Source organism: Antarctobacter heliothermus (assembly GCF_900188425.1).
Classification (GTDB): domain Bacteria; phylum Pseudomonadota; class Alphaproteobacteria; order Rhodobacterales; family Rhodobacteraceae; genus Antarctobacter; species Antarctobacter heliothermus.
In genome coordinates this window covers 104,699-123,951 of record NZ_FZON01000005.1, presented here as the reverse complement: position 1 = coordinate 123,951, position 19,253 = coordinate 104,699, and the positions used below count along the sequence as shown (strand labels likewise).

13 protein-coding genes are annotated in these 19,253 nt (G+C 62.1%); 8 read left to right on the top strand and 5 right to left on the bottom strand.

All coding sequences use genetic code 11. The annotated features are described in order from the left end of the window. The first annotated feature begins 71 nt into the window (after nucleotides 1–71). The 4 genes from parE to CHB90_RS04365 all read left to right on the top strand — a co-directional run bounded on the left by parE (nucleotide 72) and on the right by CHB90_RS04365 (nucleotide 4,394). Entirely contained in the window at nucleotides 72–2,030 is a 1,959-nt protein-coding gene (gene parE, locus CHB90_RS04380) for a DNA topoisomerase IV subunit B (RefSeq protein WP_089276633.1), read from the top strand. Next, nucleotides 2,027–2,974, top strand: a complete 948-nt coding sequence (locus tag CHB90_RS04375; RefSeq protein ID WP_245823160.1) for a COG2958 family protein — start codon at nucleotides 2,027–2,029, stop codon at nucleotides 2,972–2,974. Before parE ends, CHB90_RS04375 begins: the two co-directional genes overlap by 4 nt. A 270-nt stretch (nucleotides 2,975–3,244) precedes the next feature. Further along, complete coding sequence (locus CHB90_RS26095; RefSeq protein WP_141135800.1) at nucleotides 3,245–3,442, top strand: hypothetical protein; 198 nt, start codon at nucleotides 3,245–3,247, stop codon at nucleotides 3,440–3,442. Between the two features lie 262 nt (nucleotides 3,443–3,704). Next, the gene (locus tag CHB90_RS04365) at nucleotides 3,705–4,394 is read left to right on the top strand and encodes a hypothetical protein (protein ID WP_089276632.1); all 690 of its coding nucleotides are present in this window, start codon (nucleotides 3,705–3,707) and stop codon (nucleotides 4,392–4,394) included. A 1-nt stretch (nucleotide 4,395) separates the two neighbouring features. On the opposite strand, the gene CHB90_RS04360 is transcribed toward CHB90_RS04365, so the two are convergent. Further along, nucleotides 4,396–4,794 carry a c-type cytochrome gene (locus CHB90_RS04360; RefSeq protein ID WP_089276631.1) on the bottom strand — a complete coding sequence of 133 codons (399 nt, stop codon included), beginning with the start codon at nucleotides 4,792–4,794 and terminating at the stop codon, nucleotides 4,396–4,398. 162 nt (nucleotides 4,795–4,956) lie between these two features. Between CHB90_RS04360 and CHB90_RS04355 the strand changes: the two genes are divergently transcribed. Continuing rightward, entirely contained in the window at nucleotides 4,957–5,610 is a 654-nt protein-coding gene (locus CHB90_RS04355; RefSeq protein ID WP_089276630.1) for a DUF1194 domain-containing protein, read from the top strand. 6 nt (nucleotides 5,611–5,616) lie between these two features. Here CHB90_RS04355 and CHB90_RS04350 read toward each other — a convergent pair whose 3' ends face one another. After that, nucleotides 5,617–6,864, bottom strand: coding sequence for a phosphatase PAP2 family protein (locus tag CHB90_RS04350; RefSeq protein WP_089276629.1), 1,248 nt, complete (start codon nucleotides 6,862–6,864; stop codon nucleotides 5,617–5,619). Nucleotides 6,865–6,870: 6 nt separating this feature from the next. Further along, nucleotides 6,871–7,092 (bottom strand): hypothetical protein, encoded by a 222-nt coding sequence (locus CHB90_RS04345; RefSeq protein ID WP_141135799.1) that lies wholly within the window; start codon nucleotides 7,090–7,092, stop codon nucleotides 6,871–6,873. A gap of 279 nt (nucleotides 7,093–7,371) precedes the next feature. Here CHB90_RS04345 and CHB90_RS04340 point away from each other — a divergent pair, with 279 nt between their 5' ends. After that, nucleotides 7,372–9,414: a S8/S53 family peptidase gene (locus tag CHB90_RS04340; RefSeq protein WP_089276627.1), complete on the top strand. Its 2,043-nt coding sequence runs from the start codon at nucleotides 7,372–7,374 to the stop codon at nucleotides 9,412–9,414. Nucleotides 9,415–9,438: 24 nt separating this feature from the next. Here the strand turns inward: CHB90_RS04340 and CHB90_RS04335 are convergent, their stop codons facing one another. Next, on the bottom strand, nucleotides 9,439–10,545 hold the full coding sequence (locus CHB90_RS04335; RefSeq protein WP_089276626.1) for a phosphatase PAP2 family protein: 1,107 nt from the start codon (nucleotides 10,543–10,545) through the stop codon (nucleotides 9,439–9,441). 152 nt (nucleotides 10,546–10,697) lie between these two features. Here CHB90_RS04335 and CHB90_RS04330 point away from each other — a divergent pair, with 152 nt between their 5' ends. Beyond that, nucleotides 10,698–12,308 (top strand): AfsR/SARP family transcriptional regulator, encoded by a 1,611-nt coding sequence (locus CHB90_RS04330; protein ID WP_089276625.1) that lies wholly within the window; start codon nucleotides 10,698–10,700, stop codon nucleotides 12,306–12,308. Between the two features lie 283 nt (nucleotides 12,309–12,591). Continuing rightward, nucleotides 12,592–17,676, top strand: coding sequence for a Hint domain-containing protein (locus CHB90_RS04325; RefSeq protein ID WP_089276624.1), 5,085 nt, complete (start codon nucleotides 12,592–12,594; stop codon nucleotides 17,674–17,676). Between the two features lie 52 nt (nucleotides 17,677–17,728). Here the strand turns inward: CHB90_RS04325 and CHB90_RS04320 are convergent, their stop codons facing one another. After that, nucleotides 17,729–18,979, bottom strand: coding sequence for a lytic murein transglycosylase (locus CHB90_RS04320; RefSeq protein ID WP_089276623.1), 1,251 nt, complete (start codon nucleotides 18,977–18,979; stop codon nucleotides 17,729–17,731). Between the last annotated feature and the right edge of the window lie 274 nt (nucleotides 18,980–19,253).

Sequence of the window (19,253 nt, the reverse complement as noted above, 5' to 3'; positions counted from 1 at the left end):
CCTGCCCCTTTTCGCCCCCCGCGCGCTCTGCCATACTGCCCCTCAACAATCAGAACAAACCGAGCACACACATGGCAGACGACCTCCTCAAAGCGACCGAAGCGCCCGCCTATGACGCCTCCTCCATCGAGGTGCTGGAGGGGCTGGAACCCGTCCGCAAACGCCCCGGCATGTATATCGGCGGCACCGATGAGCGCGCCCTGCATCACCTCGTCGCCGAGGTGCTCGACAACTCCATGGATGAGGCCGTCGCCGGTCATGCCAATCGGATCGAGGTCGCCCTGCTGGCCGATTACTCCATTGAAATCAAGGACAACGGGCGCGGCATCCCGATTGATCCGCACCCCAAGTTCCCCGGCAAATCTGCGCTGGAGGTGATCCTGTGTACCCTGCACGCGGGCGGCAAATTCTCTGGTGACGCCTATGAAACCTCCGGCGGTCTGCATGGCGTCGGCGCGTCCGTCGTCAATGCGCTGTCGGATTCCATGGTGGTCCAGGTCGCCCGCAACAAGGAACTGTATGAACAGCGGTTTTCCCGCGGCATTCCCCTTGGCCCGGTCGCCAAGGTCGGTCAGGCCCCGAACCGGCGCGGCACCACCGTCACCTTTCACGCCGATGAACAGATCTTTGGCCATCACAGGTTCAAACCCGCCCGCATGTTCAAGATGGTCCGCTCCAAGGGCTATCTGTTCTCCGGGGTCGAAATCCGCTGGAAATCGGAAATCGACGACGGCGAAACCCCGCAGGAGTCCACGTTTCACTTTCCCGGCGGATTGGCGGACTACCTGACCGAAACCTTGGGGAAATCAAGCACCTACGCCGAAAAGCCCTTTGCCGGAACCGTCGATTTCAAGGAGAAGTTCAACACACCCGGCAAGGTGGAATGGGCCATCAACTGGACCCCCGCGCGCGACGGGTTCATCCAGTCCTACTGTAACACCGTCCCCACGCCAGAGGGCGGCACCCATGAGGCCGGTTTCTGGGCCGCGATTCTCAAGGGCATCCGCGCCTATGGAGAACTGGTCAGCAACCGGAAAGCCGCGCAAATCACCCGCGACGACCTGCTGGCCGGGGGCTGCGCGCTGGTGTCCTGTTTCATCCGCGAACCGGAATTCGTCGGCCAGACCAAGGACCGCCTTGCCACCACAGAGGCGCAGCGCCTGGTTGAAAACGCCGTCCGCGACCATTTCGATAACTGGTTGGCATCAGACACAAAATCCGCCGGCGCGATCCTCGATTTCCTCGTGCTGCGCGCCGAGGAGCGTCTGCGCCGTCGGCAGGAAAAGGAAACCGCCCGCAAATCCGCCACCAAGAAACTGCGCCTGCCGGGCAAACTGACCGATTGCACCAACAAGAATCGCGAAGGCACAGAGATTTTCATCGTCGAGGGCGACTCGGCCGGGGGATCGGCCAAAGGCGCGCGCTTCCGCGAGACGCAGGCGCTGTTGCCGCTCAAGGGCAAGATCCTGAACGTGCTGGGGGCGGCGTCCAACAAACTGACCTCCAACGCCGAAATCCGTGACCTGTGTGAGGCGCTTGGCGTCAGCCTTGGCACCAAGTTCAACATCGATGACCTGCGTTACGAAAAGGTTATCATCATGACCGACGCGGACGTGGACGGCGCGCATATCGCGGCGCTGTTGATGACGTTTTTCTACACCCAGATGCGCCCGCTGATTGATCAGGGGCATCTCTACCTGGCCTGCCCGCCGCTGTACCGGCTGACGCAGGGGGCCAAGCGCCTGTACGTGGCTGACGACGCGGCCAAGGAGGCCGCAATGGCCAAGGGTCTGGGCGGCAAGGGTAAAATCGACGTCCAGCGCTTCAAGGGTCTGGGCGAAATGGACGCCAAGGACCTGAAAGAAACCACGATGGACCCGGCCTCACGGACACTGATCCGCGTGACCATTGACGAGGATGAACCGGGTGAGACCAGCGATCTGGTGGAGCGCCTGATGGGCAAGAAACCGGAACTGCGCTTTCAGTATATTCAGGAGAACGCTAGGTTTGTGGAGGAGTTGGATGTTTGAGCAAGAAGTTTAGTATTGGTAAATTCCTACCAGAGATTCTCTTAGAAAATATCGGCACTCGCCTTACAGCCCGGGAGATTGCATTAAGGATAGTTGAGAAATACCCAGAAGCCGTTGAGCAAAAAAGGTTGAAAAGTAGAGCTGTAGTCGCTCCGCTAGACACTCAAGATGCGATGGTACAACAAATCGTTGCCGAAATTGGCGCACGCAGAAAATTTTTGCAAAGGAACGATTCCAGAATCAAGACGACGGAAGGCAGGCCGCGAAAATACTTCCTCAGCAACCTTTCCGAGGAAGAAGAGGTAGAGACCGCGCCTGATCTTCAAGGCACCCCGGCTCAAACAGATATACAAGGGTTCGACTTAAACGAAGCATCCTTATACCCTCTATTAAAGTCCTTTGCCCAATCCGAACTTTCCGTCTATGCCATGAGAATTGACGAACGCCGATCGTCCAATTCCAGAGGAAAAGGCGGCAACCAATGGCTATTTCCGGATCTGGTTGGAATGCAAGATTTGAGCTCAACTTGGCATCGGGAAATAGTCGATTGCGCAAAGGAGTACTCAGACAAAAAATCGAAACTATGGTCGTTTGAGGTTAAACTAAGGCTGAACTCATCAAATGTTCGCGAGTCGTATTTTCAGGCTGTGAGCAACTCATCTTGGTCCAACCTTGGCTATCTTGTAGCCGCCGAAATACAAGGCGAGAAGACTTTAGATGAGCTACGGATGCTGTCGGGACTACATGGCATCCGTGTAATTCGTCTTGATTCGGAAAATTTGTCAGAAAGCCAGATACTGCTTCCCGCTAGAGAGCGAGCCGATGTAGATTGGGGGAGCATGAATCGACTAGCTTTGGAAAATGGTGACTTTTTGAACTTCATCGGGAATGTGCGCAGGTTTTATCAAACAGGTGATACCCGATCCGCGGATTGGGTCGCCTGAGCCGCGCAATCTGAATCGTAGCGCAGGGTTCACCCCGCCAGCCCGTAGGCCGGGCTTCAGCCCGGCAACCCCCACCCTCCCCACAAACAATATTTTCATCCCCCACCGCTCCCCGCCTTGTGCGCCACCAAAGACACCACACATGCATAGGTGCATCTCGCAAGATGCCTCACCGGTGTCATCGCCCTGCTCCATGTCAGGCAACCCTGCCCCCTCTGAGCGTCCCAATCACCGGCCCGCAGGCCGGTTCGTGTCGAAAGAGGAAGACCCATGTCCAAGGAAAAGAACCGCGGAAACCGCGAAACGAAAAAGCCCAAGAAGGAAAAGGTCAAGGTGCTGGCCACCGCCAATAGCAACACCGGCAAGGAAACGGTGATCGCTGGCAAAGCCGTCGGCAACAAACTGTCGGGCAAATCGGGCGGTAAGCCCTCCGGCAAACCGGGCGGCAAGGCCCCCCACGCCACCTGATCCGCCAAACCTGACTGGCGCAGTCCCCTGCGGCCCTGATGAGAGGCCGCGACTGTGCCAGCAGGGTGTGCGCGCCGCCATGGCCGCCGTCAAAATGGGCGTATGACGTGTCCGCAAACGCCCTCCCTCAAAGCCGCCATTTCCTAACGGAACGTAAAAACGTCTCTGTAACCCTTTGATTTTGCGTGCGGCCGGATCTGTCCACGCGTGGACAGCCCTCAGCCCCCTTGCCAAGCGCCCCGGCCCCGGCCACAGTTTTCTCATGCGCCGCTTCGCCCTGCTCCTCCTGCTGATCCTCACCGCCTGCGGTCGTCCCCTGACGCCGAATGAGACCGAATTTCTGCGGGCCTTTCACGGTGACGATCTCGACCCTCGAAAAATCCGCCTGATCGACGGCAACCCCGCAGGGTCGGTCACATATGAGATCCCCGTCCGCCCGCGCACCACTTGTCAGGAACGAATCTGGCCGCCCATCGCCACGGCGCAAACCATCACCGTCTCGCCCGCCGCGACGGTGCTGTTCAACAAGGTTCTGTTGCGCGACGACATCTACCGCGCCGACATGCTGAAGGGCTACCCGGATCGGATCGACCTGTTCGACGCCATGCTCCTTGCCCATGAGGCCACCCATGTCTGGCAGTGGCAAAACCGCAAGCTGACCGGATACCACCCGATCAAGGCCGCGCGTGAACACGCCAACAGCAAGGACCCCTACCTGTTCGACACAGAGCAGGCCCGCGATTTTCTGGAGTTCGGCTATGAACAACAGGGCAGTATCGTCGAGGAATATGTCTGCTGCCGCCTGCTGGACCCGAACGCGCCGCGCACCTCTCGGCTGCGCGGCATGATCGGGAAGTACATGCCGGTTGACCGACTGGACAGGGCCATCGATCGACCAACGGTCGTGCTGCCGTGGAAAGATGTGCAGACCGATGGCATCTGCCGCGCCTGACTCACTCGATCCGCTGGATCTCACGCAGGTACGCCACCAGATCAACGACCGGCAGCGAGGTCAGGATCGGCTGTCCCGACGGCGCTTTCATTGGCACGTCAAAGCTGCCTTCGAAATAGCCGCCGTAGACCGGCATGGGCGAGCCATGCGCCACCAGCGGATCGCGCCCGTCAATGCGTTCAACCACCCGGACCATGGGAAAAACGCCGCCGTTGCGAATGGACAATTCAGTCAGGTCGGTCGGCTGAATCGTCAGAACCCCGGCCATCGGCCCGTCGCCGCTGCCCTCCAGTCCATGACAGGTGGCGCAATGGGTAAAGTAGTGCGAACGGCCAATGTCCGCATCCTGCGCATAGGCAGGTGCAGCCAAAAGTAAAAGCGCGGCAAGGCGGGTGATCATGAACGTGTCCTCCTGTTCCAAGACCCACAAAGTGTGCCACCGCATTCACATTCGCGCCATGACCCGCATCAATATGGGCGCAGCGCTCCGACGTGCTAATGTTGGATCAAAAGGAGATTGTGATGCGCTGGATGATCCTATTCGGTCTGGGCCGGGGCGGCCGTGGCCCAGGACACGGACCTTGAACTGGTGTTGCTGGCCGATGCCTCGGGCAGCATCGACCAGCGCGAAATTGCCTTTCAGCGCCAGGGCTATGCCGCCGCCATCACCGATCCCGACGTGTTGGCCGCCGTGGCCAACACCGCCTATGGCAGCATTGCGGTCATCTACGTGGAATGGGCTGTCAATCAGGCGGTCGTCGCCGACTGGACGCTGATCGACGGCCCCGAGGCCGCAGCCGGTTTTGCCGCCACCCTGACCGCAAAGCCGCGACAAGCCTATGGGCGCAATGCGATTGGCGCAGCCCTGGTCGAGGCGTTGCGCCTGATGGATACAAATGAATTCACCGGATGGCGCAGGGTGATCGATTTTTCCGGCGACAGTGTCAACTCCTACACCGGGCCCTCTATCGCAGAGGCCCGCGCGCAAGTGCTGGCCGCCGGCGTCACGATCAACGCCCTGCCGATCCTGCGCCCTGATGATCCGGGGCGCGCGCATGGCGGGCTGGAGGCGCGCTATGAGCAGATGATCATAGGCGGCCCCGGCGCTTTTGTCGTGACGGCAGAGACCCGCGCCACGTTCGCCGAAGCCGTCAAGCGCAAGCTGATCCTCGAAATCTCGGGCACCCTGCCCGCCCGCACCGTCGCCAGGCGTTGACGGCGGTCAACTGACCGCCGTCAGGTGCGCCGCCGGGTGGCATGCCTCTTGTGGCCAGGCAATCGGCACCGCGTCACGACGCAGTTCCGCCAACCCGCGCCCAAAGCGTCTGGGATGCGCCTGCACCCGCAGGCTGCGCCCGTCGAAATCACGAAAGGCAAGTCCGGCGCTGCGGTTGTCGGTTTCCATTCGGTCGCGCAGAAGATGCAGAGCGATGGCCTGCCCCAAACGCAGATCCTGTATGTTCTCGGCCGGGAAATACCCCCCGGTCACACAGCGCATCAGGGCCACGTTGGCCGCCAGCCGGTCTACCTGATCCTCTAGCGCCAAGGCCGGGCCGTTATTGCCCACCGCCTGTAGCTGCGTCCGGGGAGAGGTGTCAAAAACCGCCTTCAACAACGTCGCCAATGCCCCCGCTACGATGGCATGGGCAGCAAGGTCCGATGGGGTCAGATGCTGTCGCTCTGGCCCCGCCAGCGGCAAAAACAGGCTGACGTCAAAGCGTTGCGGTCCCCGGCGGGCCCGGTTGGCGCGACTGACCCAATGCAGCAGATTGGGCGCGGCGATGGCCAGTTCGTCAGCGGCAGCGCGGTAGACATCCCCATTGCGCCCCTTTCGGCCCTCTTCGTTGGCCAGCCAGACCGTCATTTGCGCCGCCGTCACAGCCGGACGCGGCATTCGGTCTGGCCGCGCGGCCTGCATCCGGGCGAAACGACGGGCCAGCGACTCTGCCTCGGCCATCAGCGCAAAGACGCGCGACCCGGTCCAGAGCCCCGGGCCCGGCAGCCCCGCCGCCATCCCCGCCCCGCGCGCCAGCGCCACCAGTGCCGCGTTGTGAAACGGGCGCGCCGCCTGTGTCTGGTGCAGCGCCTCGGCACGATCGCTCAGGCTGGGATCCTGCGTGGTGCGCACCGCCCCCCAAGGCAGGCGCAGCCCGGCGCGGCTGTGCTCTGCGCACCAGCGTGACCAATCCGACATCGGAGCCAACTCAGACGGCCAGTCATCTGCGCCGCTCTTGTTGCGCGCAACCATGTGGTCCGTGTCCCAAAGCGCTGACAGTACTGGCCCACCACCGCGCAGGGCCGCGCCGCCACGCAAAAAGCTGTGCAGGGTCAATTGGCCATCGCCGTTGCACCGCAACGCCCGGCGCAGGGCCGCGCTGTCCTGCCCGGCCTGCGACAGGTCACACGGGTATACCGGCTTGGTCGCATCGAACCAGCTGAGGTTGCGCAACTCGCACAGCAGTTCATGCATGGTAAATCAAGTAGCCCCATCAATGCGCACCGCGCAATGCGGGTCCAAGAGCGCCTCTGCGCGCAAATCCTGCACCAGCCCCAGCGCAAACAGTTCTGCCATGTCGGCGGCCAGTTCCGGCGGCGAGAGGCTGGGTGCCTCCGGTACGGCGATGCGGTCGCGCACAGATCGTCCTGTGCCGCCCCCGTCGATCACGGTGAACCGCGTCAAACCGCTGTTGCGTGTCATGGTCGTTCCCCCAAACCCAAGTTCCTCCGCCATAGTTGACGGTACGTTACCCGGACACTGCACGCGCTCCGTGAACGCAGCGCAAATCCAACGCAAATCCGCCGTGATCGGCGCATGAAATGACGCGTTTCAGGTACGATTTCAGCAAGTGGGGGCCGTGAATTCTGCGCAAACGGCCGGTTGCCATCGACAGGATTCCTTGACCCTCTTTCGGAAATTCCCTTTTCTGGGCCTGTCGGTTTTTTCGTGCCAGATCAGGGGCGGATCAGGGGGATCATCATGTCACATGTCTGGACCAAGCCACGGGAACACGCCTACCGCGACGCCTATCTTGATTGGTCACGGCTGATCGGACTGCGCCGCGACATGCTGGCCCCGGCACGCCCGGATCGCGGCACCGAATATGCGCCCATCCTTGTGCGGCTGGTGCCGTCAGAGGATGTCATTGCTGCCCGAACCGCGCTGCGCGATCTGGTCGAAGACATGGATACGGCCTTTCTCATGGACGCCACCGAACTGGCGGCGCTAAAGGCGCGGATCGACACGCCGCAGGACCTGTCGGGCTTGCCGGATGAATACATGATCTTTCGTCGCATCGGCACACCGGACGGCGTGCAGGCGGCGCTGTTTGAGGTGCTCGACAGCGGCATGCCGGTTCAGATCGACACGGCCGGACCGCTGCCGGAGCCCATTGCGCCAGTGCCGCCCTCGGCGCATCCCGGTCAACCGATCGTGGCGATCCTTGACGACGGCATCGGCTTTCTGAACGCGCGATTTTGCCGGATGGACAACGACGGCCAGCGTCGGACCCGGTTTCACGCACTTTGGATGCAGGCTCTGGAACAGCACGACGCACCGCCCAAGGGAACGGTGTCCGGGCGCATTCTGGGGACTGCTGACATCAATGCCCTGCTTGACGAGATGGATGAGCGCGCCTGTTACGCCGCCCTGAATACGGCGCTTTATCCCGGTCAGACCCGCGACGAGACCGGATTTGGCACAACGCATGGCACGCATGTTCTGGACCTTGCCGCCGGGGCCGATCCGGCGGACACAGATGACCCCGCACGCAATTGGCCTTTGTTGGGTGTGCAACTGCCGCCCGAAAGCATCGATGACACCTCTGGCACATGGTTCGAAAGCTATCTGATCATGGGACTGCGCTGGATCTTGCGGCAGGCGCGACAGGTCGACGCCACAGCGCCCGTCATCGTCAATATATCCCTTGGCGTTCTGGCCGGGCCGAAGGATGGCTCACGCTTTGTCGAATACCAGATGGCCCGCGAAGCACGCCTTTGGGAGGCGGCCACAGGCCAGCCCGTGCGCCTGGTCTGGGCGTTCGGCAACAGCTATCGCAGCAGTCAGGTCGCGCGGTGCGAGCCGGTGCCTGAGCAGCACAACCTGACATGGCGCGTCCAGCCCGACGACGAAACCGCCAGCTTTGTGGAAATCCATTGCCGGGGAGCTGACACAACCGACATCGAAGTCGGCTTGACCACGCCCGATGGCGTTGCCTCGGGTCTCATGACCCTGAAACCGGGTGAGATCAGCACATTGGAACGGGCCGATGGGGCCGCGCTTGCCCGGATCTACCATGTGCCCGCGCGCCGCCATGACCCGGACACCGAAGGCGCGGCACACTATGTTCTGGCGCTTGCCCCGACGCGGGGACACAAGGCGGGAGAGCCATTGGCTCCCTGCGGCGCATGGGAAATCTCGATCAAGGCAGCGGTCGAGGTGTTGGTGCAGGTGCAGCGCGACGATGCGATCCGGGGCGCGGAAGCCCGCGGGCGGCAATCCTATCTTGACCATTCCGCCGCCTATGCGTGGGATCCCCTGCGCGCCGCCTATGTCGCGCCGGGCGCGGCGGGGCCGATTACGGATGAGGGCAGCCACAACGCCCTTGTCACCGCCGCGTGCCGTCAGGTTTTCTGTGTAGCGGCGGCGCAGCGTGCTGGCCGTGAAAACGGTCCGAACATCGGCAATTTTCGCGCTGCCGCCTATTCAGGACAGGGGGCGACATGGTCTGTGCCGGGGCCGTCCGTCGCCACGGTAGTCGGCCTTGGGGCCTTTGCAGCGGGGGTCCGCGCCGCAGGCACGCTCAGCGGCAGCACCCGACGTCTGACCGGAACCAGCGCTGCGGCCGGTCGTCTGACGCGCGCGCTTGCAGTGTCAGCCAGGCGCATCACCGCCAATGCCAAGGACCCCGCATCGACCAAGCTGGACGATATCGACCCCGCGTTGTTGATCCTGACCGAAACCCCGGACGCGCGTCTGGGCAAGGCCGTGGTCGACCTGCCCGATCCCCTGCCCGCCTGCTGAAAAGCGCGCCTCTGTGGCGCGCGCTTACCATTCGTCCTTGGCCTCATCCCACATCTTGGCCAGCCACCCGGGCACCATGCCGGGCGTCAGTGACAGCGTCCCGGTCTTGATCTCGGGCGGCGTTTCCAGCGCCTGCACCATGCGTCCAAGGCTGAAATCGCCGTCGTATCCCGCACCGTGAAAGACCCGCGTGCGGGTTTGCGTGGCTCCGTCCAGCAGGTTGATCAGTGCCTCGGCCACGGTCACACCCAGCACGGCCCCGGCCATGCTGTCCGTCGGGAAATGCACGCCCGCGACAGTCCGGTTCATCGCGATCCGTTCGGCATGGCGGTACAGTTCGCTGCCTGCCTTGATCTGCTCCACAGGGTCCACCGGCGCGTTCAAGAACAGGCGCGACAACAGCGTCGCGCAGGCAAACGCCTCTGTCGCGTGGCCTGAGGGCCAAGCGCCGTGTCCCGGTGTCTGAATCATCGGTTGCACCTTGCGGGACATGGCAATGGGCCGCGCCACGTCAAAGCCGTGTTTCAGCGGCATCTCGATCATCGTACACAGCCGCAGCATCGCCTGGTTGAGCGCGAGGCTCCATTTTGACGCGTCGGGAGACATGTATCCGACAAGGCCGAAAAAGCTCTGAATGTCGCCGGTCTGCATGATGATCTCATTCAGGCGGTCACCGCGCAGGTCAGCGTAGGTGCGCAGGTAGTGCAATTGCTTTTGCGCAAGATGCGCGCTGGTAGGCGCCTCCAACGTCACCAATGTCGCGCCGTTCAGCGCCACCGTTCCGGTTGTCGGCTTGTCCTTGGCCCCCGTCTCCAGCGTCACCCCGAACATCCCGTGCAGACAGGCATCCATCAGACCCCTGCGCGGCCCGGTTGCCATGGCTTTCAACGCATCCCACCCACTGCGCCCGTCCTGTTTGGGCGTGCGGTCGGCAGAACCATCCCAAAAACCCACGGTTCCATCGCGCGCTGTCCCCAGCGCAGCACTGGAAAACGTGTTGTCCGGCCCGGCTTGCGAATTTTCCGCTGCCTGACTGTTCTGCGAGTTTTGGGAATTCTGTGAGTTCTGCGAATTCTGGCTGCTTTGTGAATTTTGCGAGTTCTGTGAATTGTAGGGACCGGAGACAGGCATGGCATCCTCTTCTTTTTCAAGCTGATTTTTTGGCACAGCCCGACACAGGTCAAAGCCTATCTGCCCTGTTGCGCAAACATTTGCGGAAATTTCACGTCCGTTGCCGCCGCGTCACGGCAATGCTAGCGTTCGAAAGGATTTGGAACAATCGAATGAACCAGACGCACGCCAAGAAGATCACCATCGCCGTACTCGGACCATTTCAGGTCCGGGATTCCGATGACGTGATCGTGCCGCTCAAGGGGGCCAAGAACCAGGCACTTTTGGCGATGCTGGCGCTCAGCCCGGACATGGCCCGACCGCGCCGCTGGCTTGAGGACAAGCTGTGGTCGACCTTTGGCCCGGAACAGGCCAGTGCGAACCTGCGTCAGGCCCTGTCGAAACTGCGCGGTGCATTGGGATCGTCTGCCGGTGTTCTGCGCGCTGACCGCAGCAGCATCTCCTTTGACCCCAACGGTGTGACCGTAGACCTTCTGGAAGAAGTGGTGCCAGAAGACGACCGGGTCGAACTGCTGCAAGGCATTGATGTACGCGACCCTGAGTTTGAGGATTGGCTGCGGCAGGAACGTGCGGCGCTGCAATCCAAGCTGGCCAAGGCAAGCCCCTCGGACAGCCGCGGCATCCTAATCAATTGCCGCGCCCTGACCGAAGATCCGGGGCGGGAACGGATGCTGGGAGAGGTGCTGTCCAATCAGATTGGCGAGAACATTGCCGAACAGGTCCGCGCATGGCGACAATCCGAAGGCGACGGCCCGTTGCCCGAAGGAGCCCCGGCAAGCGACGTTCAGGTCAGCACGCAATTGATCCGAAATGGCGACGGAGGGCACGCACTTTTTATCAAGGCCACCCACCAACCCAGCGCCCGCATCCTGTATTCGAAATTGCAACAGCTGGACCGGCTGGAGGACATCCTGACGGCGGAAATCGCGGTCTCGCGAACCGTCTTCGAGGCCGCCGATCAGATCATCGGCAAGCTGCCGCATGTGCTGGAAAAGGACCGCCCGGAAACGCGGTCCACCGCACTGTCGCGGCTGGGTCTATACCGCATGTTTTCTTTTGAAAAGGACGCGCTGCGCGAGGCTTACGGCCTGATGGATCAGGCATTCAAGCGCGATCAGAATGGCATCTACCTGGCCTGGGCCAGCATGATCCGCCTGACCCAGATGATCGAAATGGCCGAAGCCGATCAGAAACCGCTTCTGGATGAGGCGGTTGAACTGCACTACCGGGCGATGGAACTGGCCCCGGACAACGTGTTGGTGCACGCCATCGTATCCAAGGTGCGTGGCACGGCGTTGGGGGACACCGCGGGGGTTCTGGACCTTGCCCAGAACGCGGTCGAACGCAATCCGGCCAGCGCCTTTGCGTGGAAATCCCTCTCTGAGGCGTTGATCCTGTCGGGGGACCTCGAGGGCGCATTCACAGCCTCGGCGCGGGCCTGCCTGATCGCGCGGACCTCACCGTTCAAACACTTCTGGGACACCGGGCATTGCATTGTCGCCGTTGCCTGCAACCGTCCACAAGAGGCCATAGAGGCGGGAGAGGCAGCGGTCCGCTCAGCCCCCTTGTCGCGGCCCGCACATCGGCACCTACTGGCGCTTTACGCGCTTGAAGGGCAGTTGGACAAGGCGCAGGCCGTGGCCGAGAAACTGGCCAAGATCGAACCCGGCTTTTCCCTCGACCGGCTGGTGAACGATGACAGCTACCCGGTTCGGACGCTGCGCAACAAAGGTATGCTGGAGCCGATCCGGGCATTGCTTTGACCAGCAATGCGGACAGGAAACACTGGTCCTGTCCGGCATGTTCTGTCGTGCCGAACACCAAAAGACAGCCGCCAGAGGGCCTGCACTAAGGCCAAACTGTGACGGCGCGCCGCCAATTATGGCCCAACCAGAAACAGTATCGCGCGTTTTTCTCCAAAAAACCGGCCCACTCCTGCCCCAATTGTCACGTCTAAACGCCTGCGCAGGACGCCGCAATTTGGGGCAGAACGAGGCGAAGCCGTGGTTTTGGCATTCGCGTCGGTAAAAGGTGGGTATTACTGAGATGGCGACATATACGGTCACGAATTTCAACTGGAATTCCGCGTCTTTCTGGAACGGCATCTCACATGGCGGGGCCGGTCATACGCTGGATTTCTCCAACCTTGGACCGGGCTTTACGGTCGACTACAACACTGCCACCGGCGAACTGCAGATCTCGAACGGGTCCACAACCTATACCGTTGGCGACAGGTTTCACAGCGGGTCCAGCGACGCGGATTTGGGGGGCTGGACGCAATTCGAGTATTTCACAACCGTACGCCTGCCCGACGGATCGGATTTCTATGCCGGCAGCGACCGCAGCGAAAACATCGACCTTGGCGGCGGCAACGACACAGTATTCACTGCGGACGGAACCGACACCGTTACCGGCATTGATGGCGGTGATTTCGTCAACCTTGGCGACGGGGACGAAAACGTCTCTGCCACAGGCGGCAACAATACGATCATGGGCGGCGAGGGCGACGATACGCTGACATCGGACGCCGGGTCGGACGAATTGCAGGGCGGCTCGGGCGCGGACGTGATCAACGCCCTTGGCGGCGACAACAGGATTGACGGCGGCACCGGCGCGGACAGCATCACATCCGGCGCGGGTGCGGATCTGATCACTGGCGGGTCGGGCCGGGACACCATCGACGCCGGTGGCGGCAACGACACGATCTTTGGCGACAGCAGCGACATCGGCGTCAGTTCCGGCACACTGTCTGCCTTCGACTTTGACACGGTCAGCGAAACCGGGGACGCGGGCACCGGCGTCATCGGGTCTTATGCGGTCTACGACAACATCGGCGTCACCGACGAAGGCGTGGTGGTACAGGCCCGCCTGACTGTTCTTGACGCCGACGATCCGAATATCCAGATCGAATTCAACACCAACTCTATCTACATCAACCGCGATGGCGAGTCGGACGCAGGCACCGGCGTCACGCTGGGGTTCGAATTCTTTGATCAGGCAACCGGCGAGCCGATCAAGATTACCGGCTCTTTCACCTTTCAGGACATCGACACCACCTCTGAAAGCGTCACCGCCCAGAGCGCCGATGTCGTCAGCGTCGGTCTTGCCTCCGCGCCGACCACCAATCTCAATGCCACGGACACGGGTGAAGAGCTCGGCGCGCAGTCGGACGGCACCAGTTCGGGCAACGCCGACGAAAACCATTGGGCGCAGTTCACCTATGCCGATCAGCAGCAGCTGGTCTTTGAGGTCACGTCGCGCGGAGCGGGCACAAACTACGCCTTTTCGACGGCCGGCTTTTCCAACCCGCCCACGGTGATCACGGCCACCCCCGAAAGCCAGGACGACCTTATCTTTGGCGGCGCGGGCGATGATCTCATTGACGGCATGGCGGGCAATGACACCATCGACGGCGGGGCAGACAACGACACGATTGATGGCGGCGCGGGCAACGATTCACTTTCTGGCGGCGACGGCATGGACTCGCTGAACGGCGGGCTGGATGCCGACACCATCGACGGCGGTGCGGACGACGACGTGATCGCGATTGACGATGGCTTTGGCGCTGACTTAATTCGCGGCGGCGAGGCGATCACCACCGGCAGCGACTACGACACGCTCGATTTCAGTGGTGTGAGCAGTGGCGTCGATGTGACCATGACCGGCGACGAGGCCGGTTTCGCCACCGATGGGTCCGACACGCTTACTTATTCCGAAATTGAACATGTCGTTCTGACCGATCAGGATGACAGCTTTTTCGGCCTATTCGGTCCCGCGGCCAGCGGCGTCACGGTCGAGGGCGGTGCGGGGGACGATTCCCTAGTCGGTACAGAGGGCGCGGATTCCCTTGATGGCGGGATCGATTCAGACACGTTGCGCGGGGGCATCGGCGCGGACACTCTGATCGGCGGCACGGGCAACGACAGCCTTTACGGCAATGAAGACGGCGATGAGATTTACGGCGGCGAAGGCAGCGACACGATCTTCGGCGAGACGGGCAATGACCTCGTGGACGGCGGCATCGGCGACGATACAGTCGAGGGCAACGAAGGCAATGACACGCTTATTGGCGGTGAGGGCAACGACTGGCTGCGCGGCTCCTACGATGAGGACGCTCTATATGGCGGCGCCGGCGACGACTATCTATGGGGCGGCTGGGGCGATGACACATTCTACATCGAAAACGGTTTTGGCAACGACACGGTAGACGCCGAAGGTGTCGACGAGACAACCGGCGACGTGCTGGACATGTCTGCAGTGACCGATGACCTGACCGTTGACTTGACCTCGGGCAATCCAGAAATCGGCACCGTGACTGACGGCACGGATACGCTGAGTTTTCAGGACATCGAGATGATCGTTCTGGGCAGCGGCACTGACACGCTGGTGCTTGCCGACGGGTCCGGCGCTGACAGCGTCAGCGGATTCGCCGCGCCAACCGACCTTGGCGGCGGCAATTATGCCGGCAACGATATGCTGGACGTATCGGGCATGCGCGACCTTGGCGGCGATCCGGTGAACGTAGCTGACGTGACGGTCAGCGACACCGTCGGCGACGGGACTGGTGACGCGATCCTCACATTCCCGAACGGCGAAACTCTGACTCTCATCGGTGTCTCGTCAGCGGACGTTTCCGCGCCCGCGCAACTGGTGGCGATGGGCATCCCACCGATACCGTCGGACTACGTGGTCTCGGGCACGTTGAACGGCGACCTTATCAACACCGCCTATCTCGATGACCCTGAAGGGGATCGGATCGACAACAATGACAATGCCGCACTGACAAACGACGATGTGGTGATGGCAGGTGCCGGCGATGACTCGATCGACGCCGGTGCAGGCGATGATACCGTCTATGGCGAAAGTGGCGACGATGAGATCTTTCTGGATGGCAAGCTCGACAATGACAGCATTGTCGGCGGCGAGGCCGGCGAGACTTTGGGCGACCGGATCAACTTTTCAGCCATCTCGGACGACATTACTATCGTCTACACCGGCGAGGAAACCGGCACGCTGACAGACGGCGTCAGCACCACCGCCTTTGAAGAAATCGAACGTTTTCAGATGGGCACCGGCAACGACAGTGTTGTCGGTTCCGCCGGGGCGGAACACATTATCGGCAACTATGGCGATGACACGATCCTTGGCGGCGGAGGAAACGACACGATCTTTTCCGGCTTTGACGATGACAGCGTCTCCGGAGGCACAGGCAACGACAGCCTGCTGACCTCTTCCGGCGCGGACACCGTCGAGGGCGGCGCCGGAGACGACATCATCGACGTCGGCGCGGGCGATGGTGAACAGGACGTGGTTGTGCTGGCCGATGGGTCGGGCGACGATGTGATTTCCAGCTTTGAGGCCCCCACAAACCTTGGCGGCGGCGCTTTTGCGGGCAACGACTTGCTGGACGTGACCGCGCTGACCGATCTGGACGGCAACCCGGTCATGACAGGGGATGTCACCGTCACCGACACTGCAGGTGACGGATCGGGCCACGCGATCCTGACCTTTCCCAACGGAGAATCCATCACACTGGTCGGTGTTACGATCTCCGAGGTCCAAACCCCGGCACAATTGAACGCTATGGGCATCCCCCTCAGTCCCGGCGATTTCATCGTCGAGGGGTCGGCTGTGGGCGAGGTCATCGACACGCTTTACGCGGGTGACCCCAACGACGATTTCGTCGACAACAGCGACGGCATCGGCGGCAGTCAGGATGACACGATCCTGGCCTATGGCGGCGACGACACCGTACAGGCGGGCCAGGGCGATGACAGCGTTCTTGGCGGAACCGGTGACGATTCCCTGGAAGGGGAAAGTGGCACCGACACGCTTGACGGCGGCGACGGTGCGGATGTGCTGCTGGGCGGCACCGATGGCGACCTGCTCCTCGGCGGCGCAGATGCGGACACCATCGTGCTGGAAACCGGCTTTGGCGCGGACACCATCGCGGGTGGCGAAACCGTCACAACCGGCACAGACAACGACACGCTGGATGCCTCTGCAATTCCCGGCGCGGTCACGGTCACCTACACCGGCGATGAGGCCGGAACGATCACCGATGGCACCGACGGCGCGGGATTCACAGAGATCGAAACCCTGACACTGGGCGGTGGCGATGACAGCGTCGACGGCAGCGCCGACAGTGCGGGCATCGCGGTCTTTGCCGACGGCGGCAGCGACAGCCTGACCGGTGGCTCCGGCGATGATACGCTGGACGGCGGCAGCGGCGCGGACAGCCTGACCGGCGGCGCGGGTGCAGATAATATGATCGGTGGAGATGGGGCAGACACGATCAACGCGGGCTCCGGCGACGTGGCCGAGGGCGGCGACGGCGACGATGTGTTCAACGTCAACGCAGCCGATATGTCCGGCGCAGACCTGAAACTTGCCGGTGGCGAAACCGGCGAAACTGGCGGCGACACGCTGAACATCACCGGACCGGCGGTCGTCACCATGACTGGCGCGGAATCCGGTACGGTCGAATGGGCCGACGGATCCACGCTCAGTTTCTCGGAAATCGAGAACGTAAATTACACGCCCTGCTTTACCCCCGGCACGATGATCAAGACCACCAGCGGAGAGGTCGATGCAGTTGCGATCACGCGCGGAGACCGAGTGTTGACTCGCGACAATGGATACAAGCGGGTACTTTGGACTGGCACAAAGACGCTAAGCGGTGCGGACCTGGCCGCATACCCTGACCTGCGCCCGATCCGCATACTTGCAGGCGCGCTGGGACGCGGTGTGCCTGAACGCGACATGCTGGTTTCGCCCCAACACCGGGTCGTCATGGGCGGAGCGACCGTGGAACTGCTGTTCGGCGAAGATGAGGTTCTTGTCGCGGCGAGCCACCTTGTTGGCCGCACAGGCATCACCCGTGAGTGCCCGCGCGATGGCATCACCTATGTGCATTTCATGTTCAATGCACATGAGCTGGTGATGTCGGACGGAGCCTGGACAGAAAGCTTTCAGCCGGGCGATCAGTCGCTGGCGGGTCTGGACACGGCGCAGCGCAAGGAACTGTTGACCCTGTTCCCGGAACTGTCCAATGCGCCGGGCCGGGACGCCTATACCGCTGCCCGCGCCTCACTGAAGGCTGATCAGGCGCGGATTCTGCTGGCGGCCTGAGCGGATCGAGTTTCGGGACGCGCTGCGGCCCGAAACCGTTCCGCGCTGCACGTCAGCCCAGAGCGTCCAGCAACGCGCGTGACGGCTCACCCGTGACGGCAAGTCCCTTGGCGGACTGATAGGCACTGATCGCGGCCTCGGTCTTTTTACCAAACACACCGTCCGGCGTGCCTGCGTCGAATCCGGCCCGCGTCAATCCGCGTTGCAGCGCCTTGCGTTCATCCTGGCTCAGCCCGTACTTGTCGCGTCCGAAATCCCCGACCAACGGCCCGGCACCGGCCAACCGGTCGGCCAGATAGCCCACCGCCAACGCGTAATTCTCGGATGGGTTGTACCGCATGATCATGTTGAAGTTGTGGAACACCAGAAAGGCCGGTTTGCCCACGCCCATCGGTGCCAGCACCGCCGCTGACCCATGATCGGGCAACGATCCGCCCTGCGCGGTGCGCACCCCAAGGTCACGAAAGCGCGAAACGGCGGCGCGGTTCTTGCGCCCTGTTGGCCCGGAATACCCTTGCGGCAGGCGCACCTCCACCCCCCATGGGGCCCCCCGTTTCCAACCGGCGCGCGACACAAAACGTGCCGTTGTAGCGAAGGCATCAATCGGGTTCTCCGACCATATGTCACGCTTGCCGTCGCCATCGAAATCGACCGCGTTTTCCTGGTAGGCGTTGGGGATCAATTGAGTGTGCCCCATGGCCCCCGCCCAGCTGCCCACCAGTTGGTCAGGGCGGGCATCCCCTGTCTGAACGATTCGCAGCGCGTCCATCAGGTTCGATTCGAAAAAGCGGCCGCGCCGCCCCTCCCACGCAAGGGTCGAGGTTGCCGAGATCACCGGGATCTTGCCGCGCTTGGTGCCGAAATAACTCTCGACCCCCCAGAATGAGGCCATGATTTCCGCCGGGACGCCGTATTGCGCCTCGACCCGGTCAAGCGCGTTGCGCTGCCGCGCATAGGCCGTCCGCCCGAACGCAACCTTTTCCTCTGGCGCGACGATGGCGATGTAGTCCTCAAGCGTGCGGTTGAATTCCGTCTGGTTGCGGTCACGCTCTATCACACCGGGCAAAAAGCCCTGCCCGCGAAAGGCACGGTCCAACGTCCCCTGGGTGATCCCCTGAGACATCGCGCGCGACCTGAACGCGACAACCCATTGATCATACTCTGGATTTGGTTGCGGGCGCAGTCCCGGCTCAAGCGCCGGATCGGGTCGCGCCACCTGCGGAAGCGCCCCGCCGCCCGGCAAGCATCCGGCCAGCCCAAAACCCGCTGCGCCCAGCGCAAATTCCCGTCTGGTCAGACGCATGTCATATCTCCTGCCCGATGTGTCCGCCGCTACGCTAGATCAGCCCCCCGTTCAACCACAACCACATCGGTCGCGGTGCGCGGATCACCACCAGTTGACCGAAACGATCACGCCGACCAAGACAAGAATGACAATCGGCAGCCAAATGCGGTTCCAGACCGGAGTTGGACGAAAACAGTAGCTGCATGTATTGGTGCCATAGCGGAGTTTGTGATTGCACCTGCACCTAAACGGACGGAAACGCACGTCTCTTCACCCCGTTGAAAAATATGAA

Coding starts and splice junctions, on each gene's coding strand:
- CHB90_RS04330 (WP_089276625.1), top strand. CDS start 10,698: ATGAACCAGACGCACGCCAAGAAGATCACCATCGCCGTACTCGGACCA.
- parE (WP_089276633.1), top strand. CDS start 72: ATGGCAGACGACCTCCTCAAAGCGACCGAAGCGCCCGCCTATGACGCC.
- CHB90_RS04335 (WP_089276626.1), bottom strand. CDS start 10,545: ATGCCTGTCTCCGGTCCCTACAATTCACAGAACTCGCAAAATTCACAA.
- CHB90_RS04340 (WP_089276627.1), top strand. CDS start 7,372: ATGTCACATGTCTGGACCAAGCCACGGGAACACGCCTACCGCGACGCC.
- CHB90_RS04350 (WP_089276629.1), bottom strand. CDS start 6,864: ATGCATGAACTGCTGTGCGAGTTGCGCAACCTCAGCTGGTTCGATGCG.
- CHB90_RS04320 (WP_089276623.1), bottom strand. CDS start 18,979: ATGCGTCTGACCAGACGGGAATTTGCGCTGGGCGCAGCGGGTTTTGGG.
- CHB90_RS04325 (WP_089276624.1), top strand. CDS start 12,592: ATGGCGACATATACGGTCACGAATTTCAACTGGAATTCCGCGTCTTTC.
- CHB90_RS04360 (WP_089276631.1), bottom strand. CDS start 4,794: ATGATCACCCGCCTTGCCGCGCTTTTACTTTTGGCTGCACCTGCCTAT.
- CHB90_RS26095 (WP_141135800.1), top strand. CDS start 3,245: ATGTCCAAGGAAAAGAACCGCGGAAACCGCGAAACGAAAAAGCCCAAG.
- CHB90_RS04365 (WP_089276632.1), top strand. CDS start 3,705: ATGCGCCGCTTCGCCCTGCTCCTCCTGCTGATCCTCACCGCCTGCGGT.
- CHB90_RS04345 (WP_141135799.1), bottom strand. CDS start 7,092: ATGACACGCAACAGCGGTTTGACGCGGTTCACCGTGATCGACGGGGGC.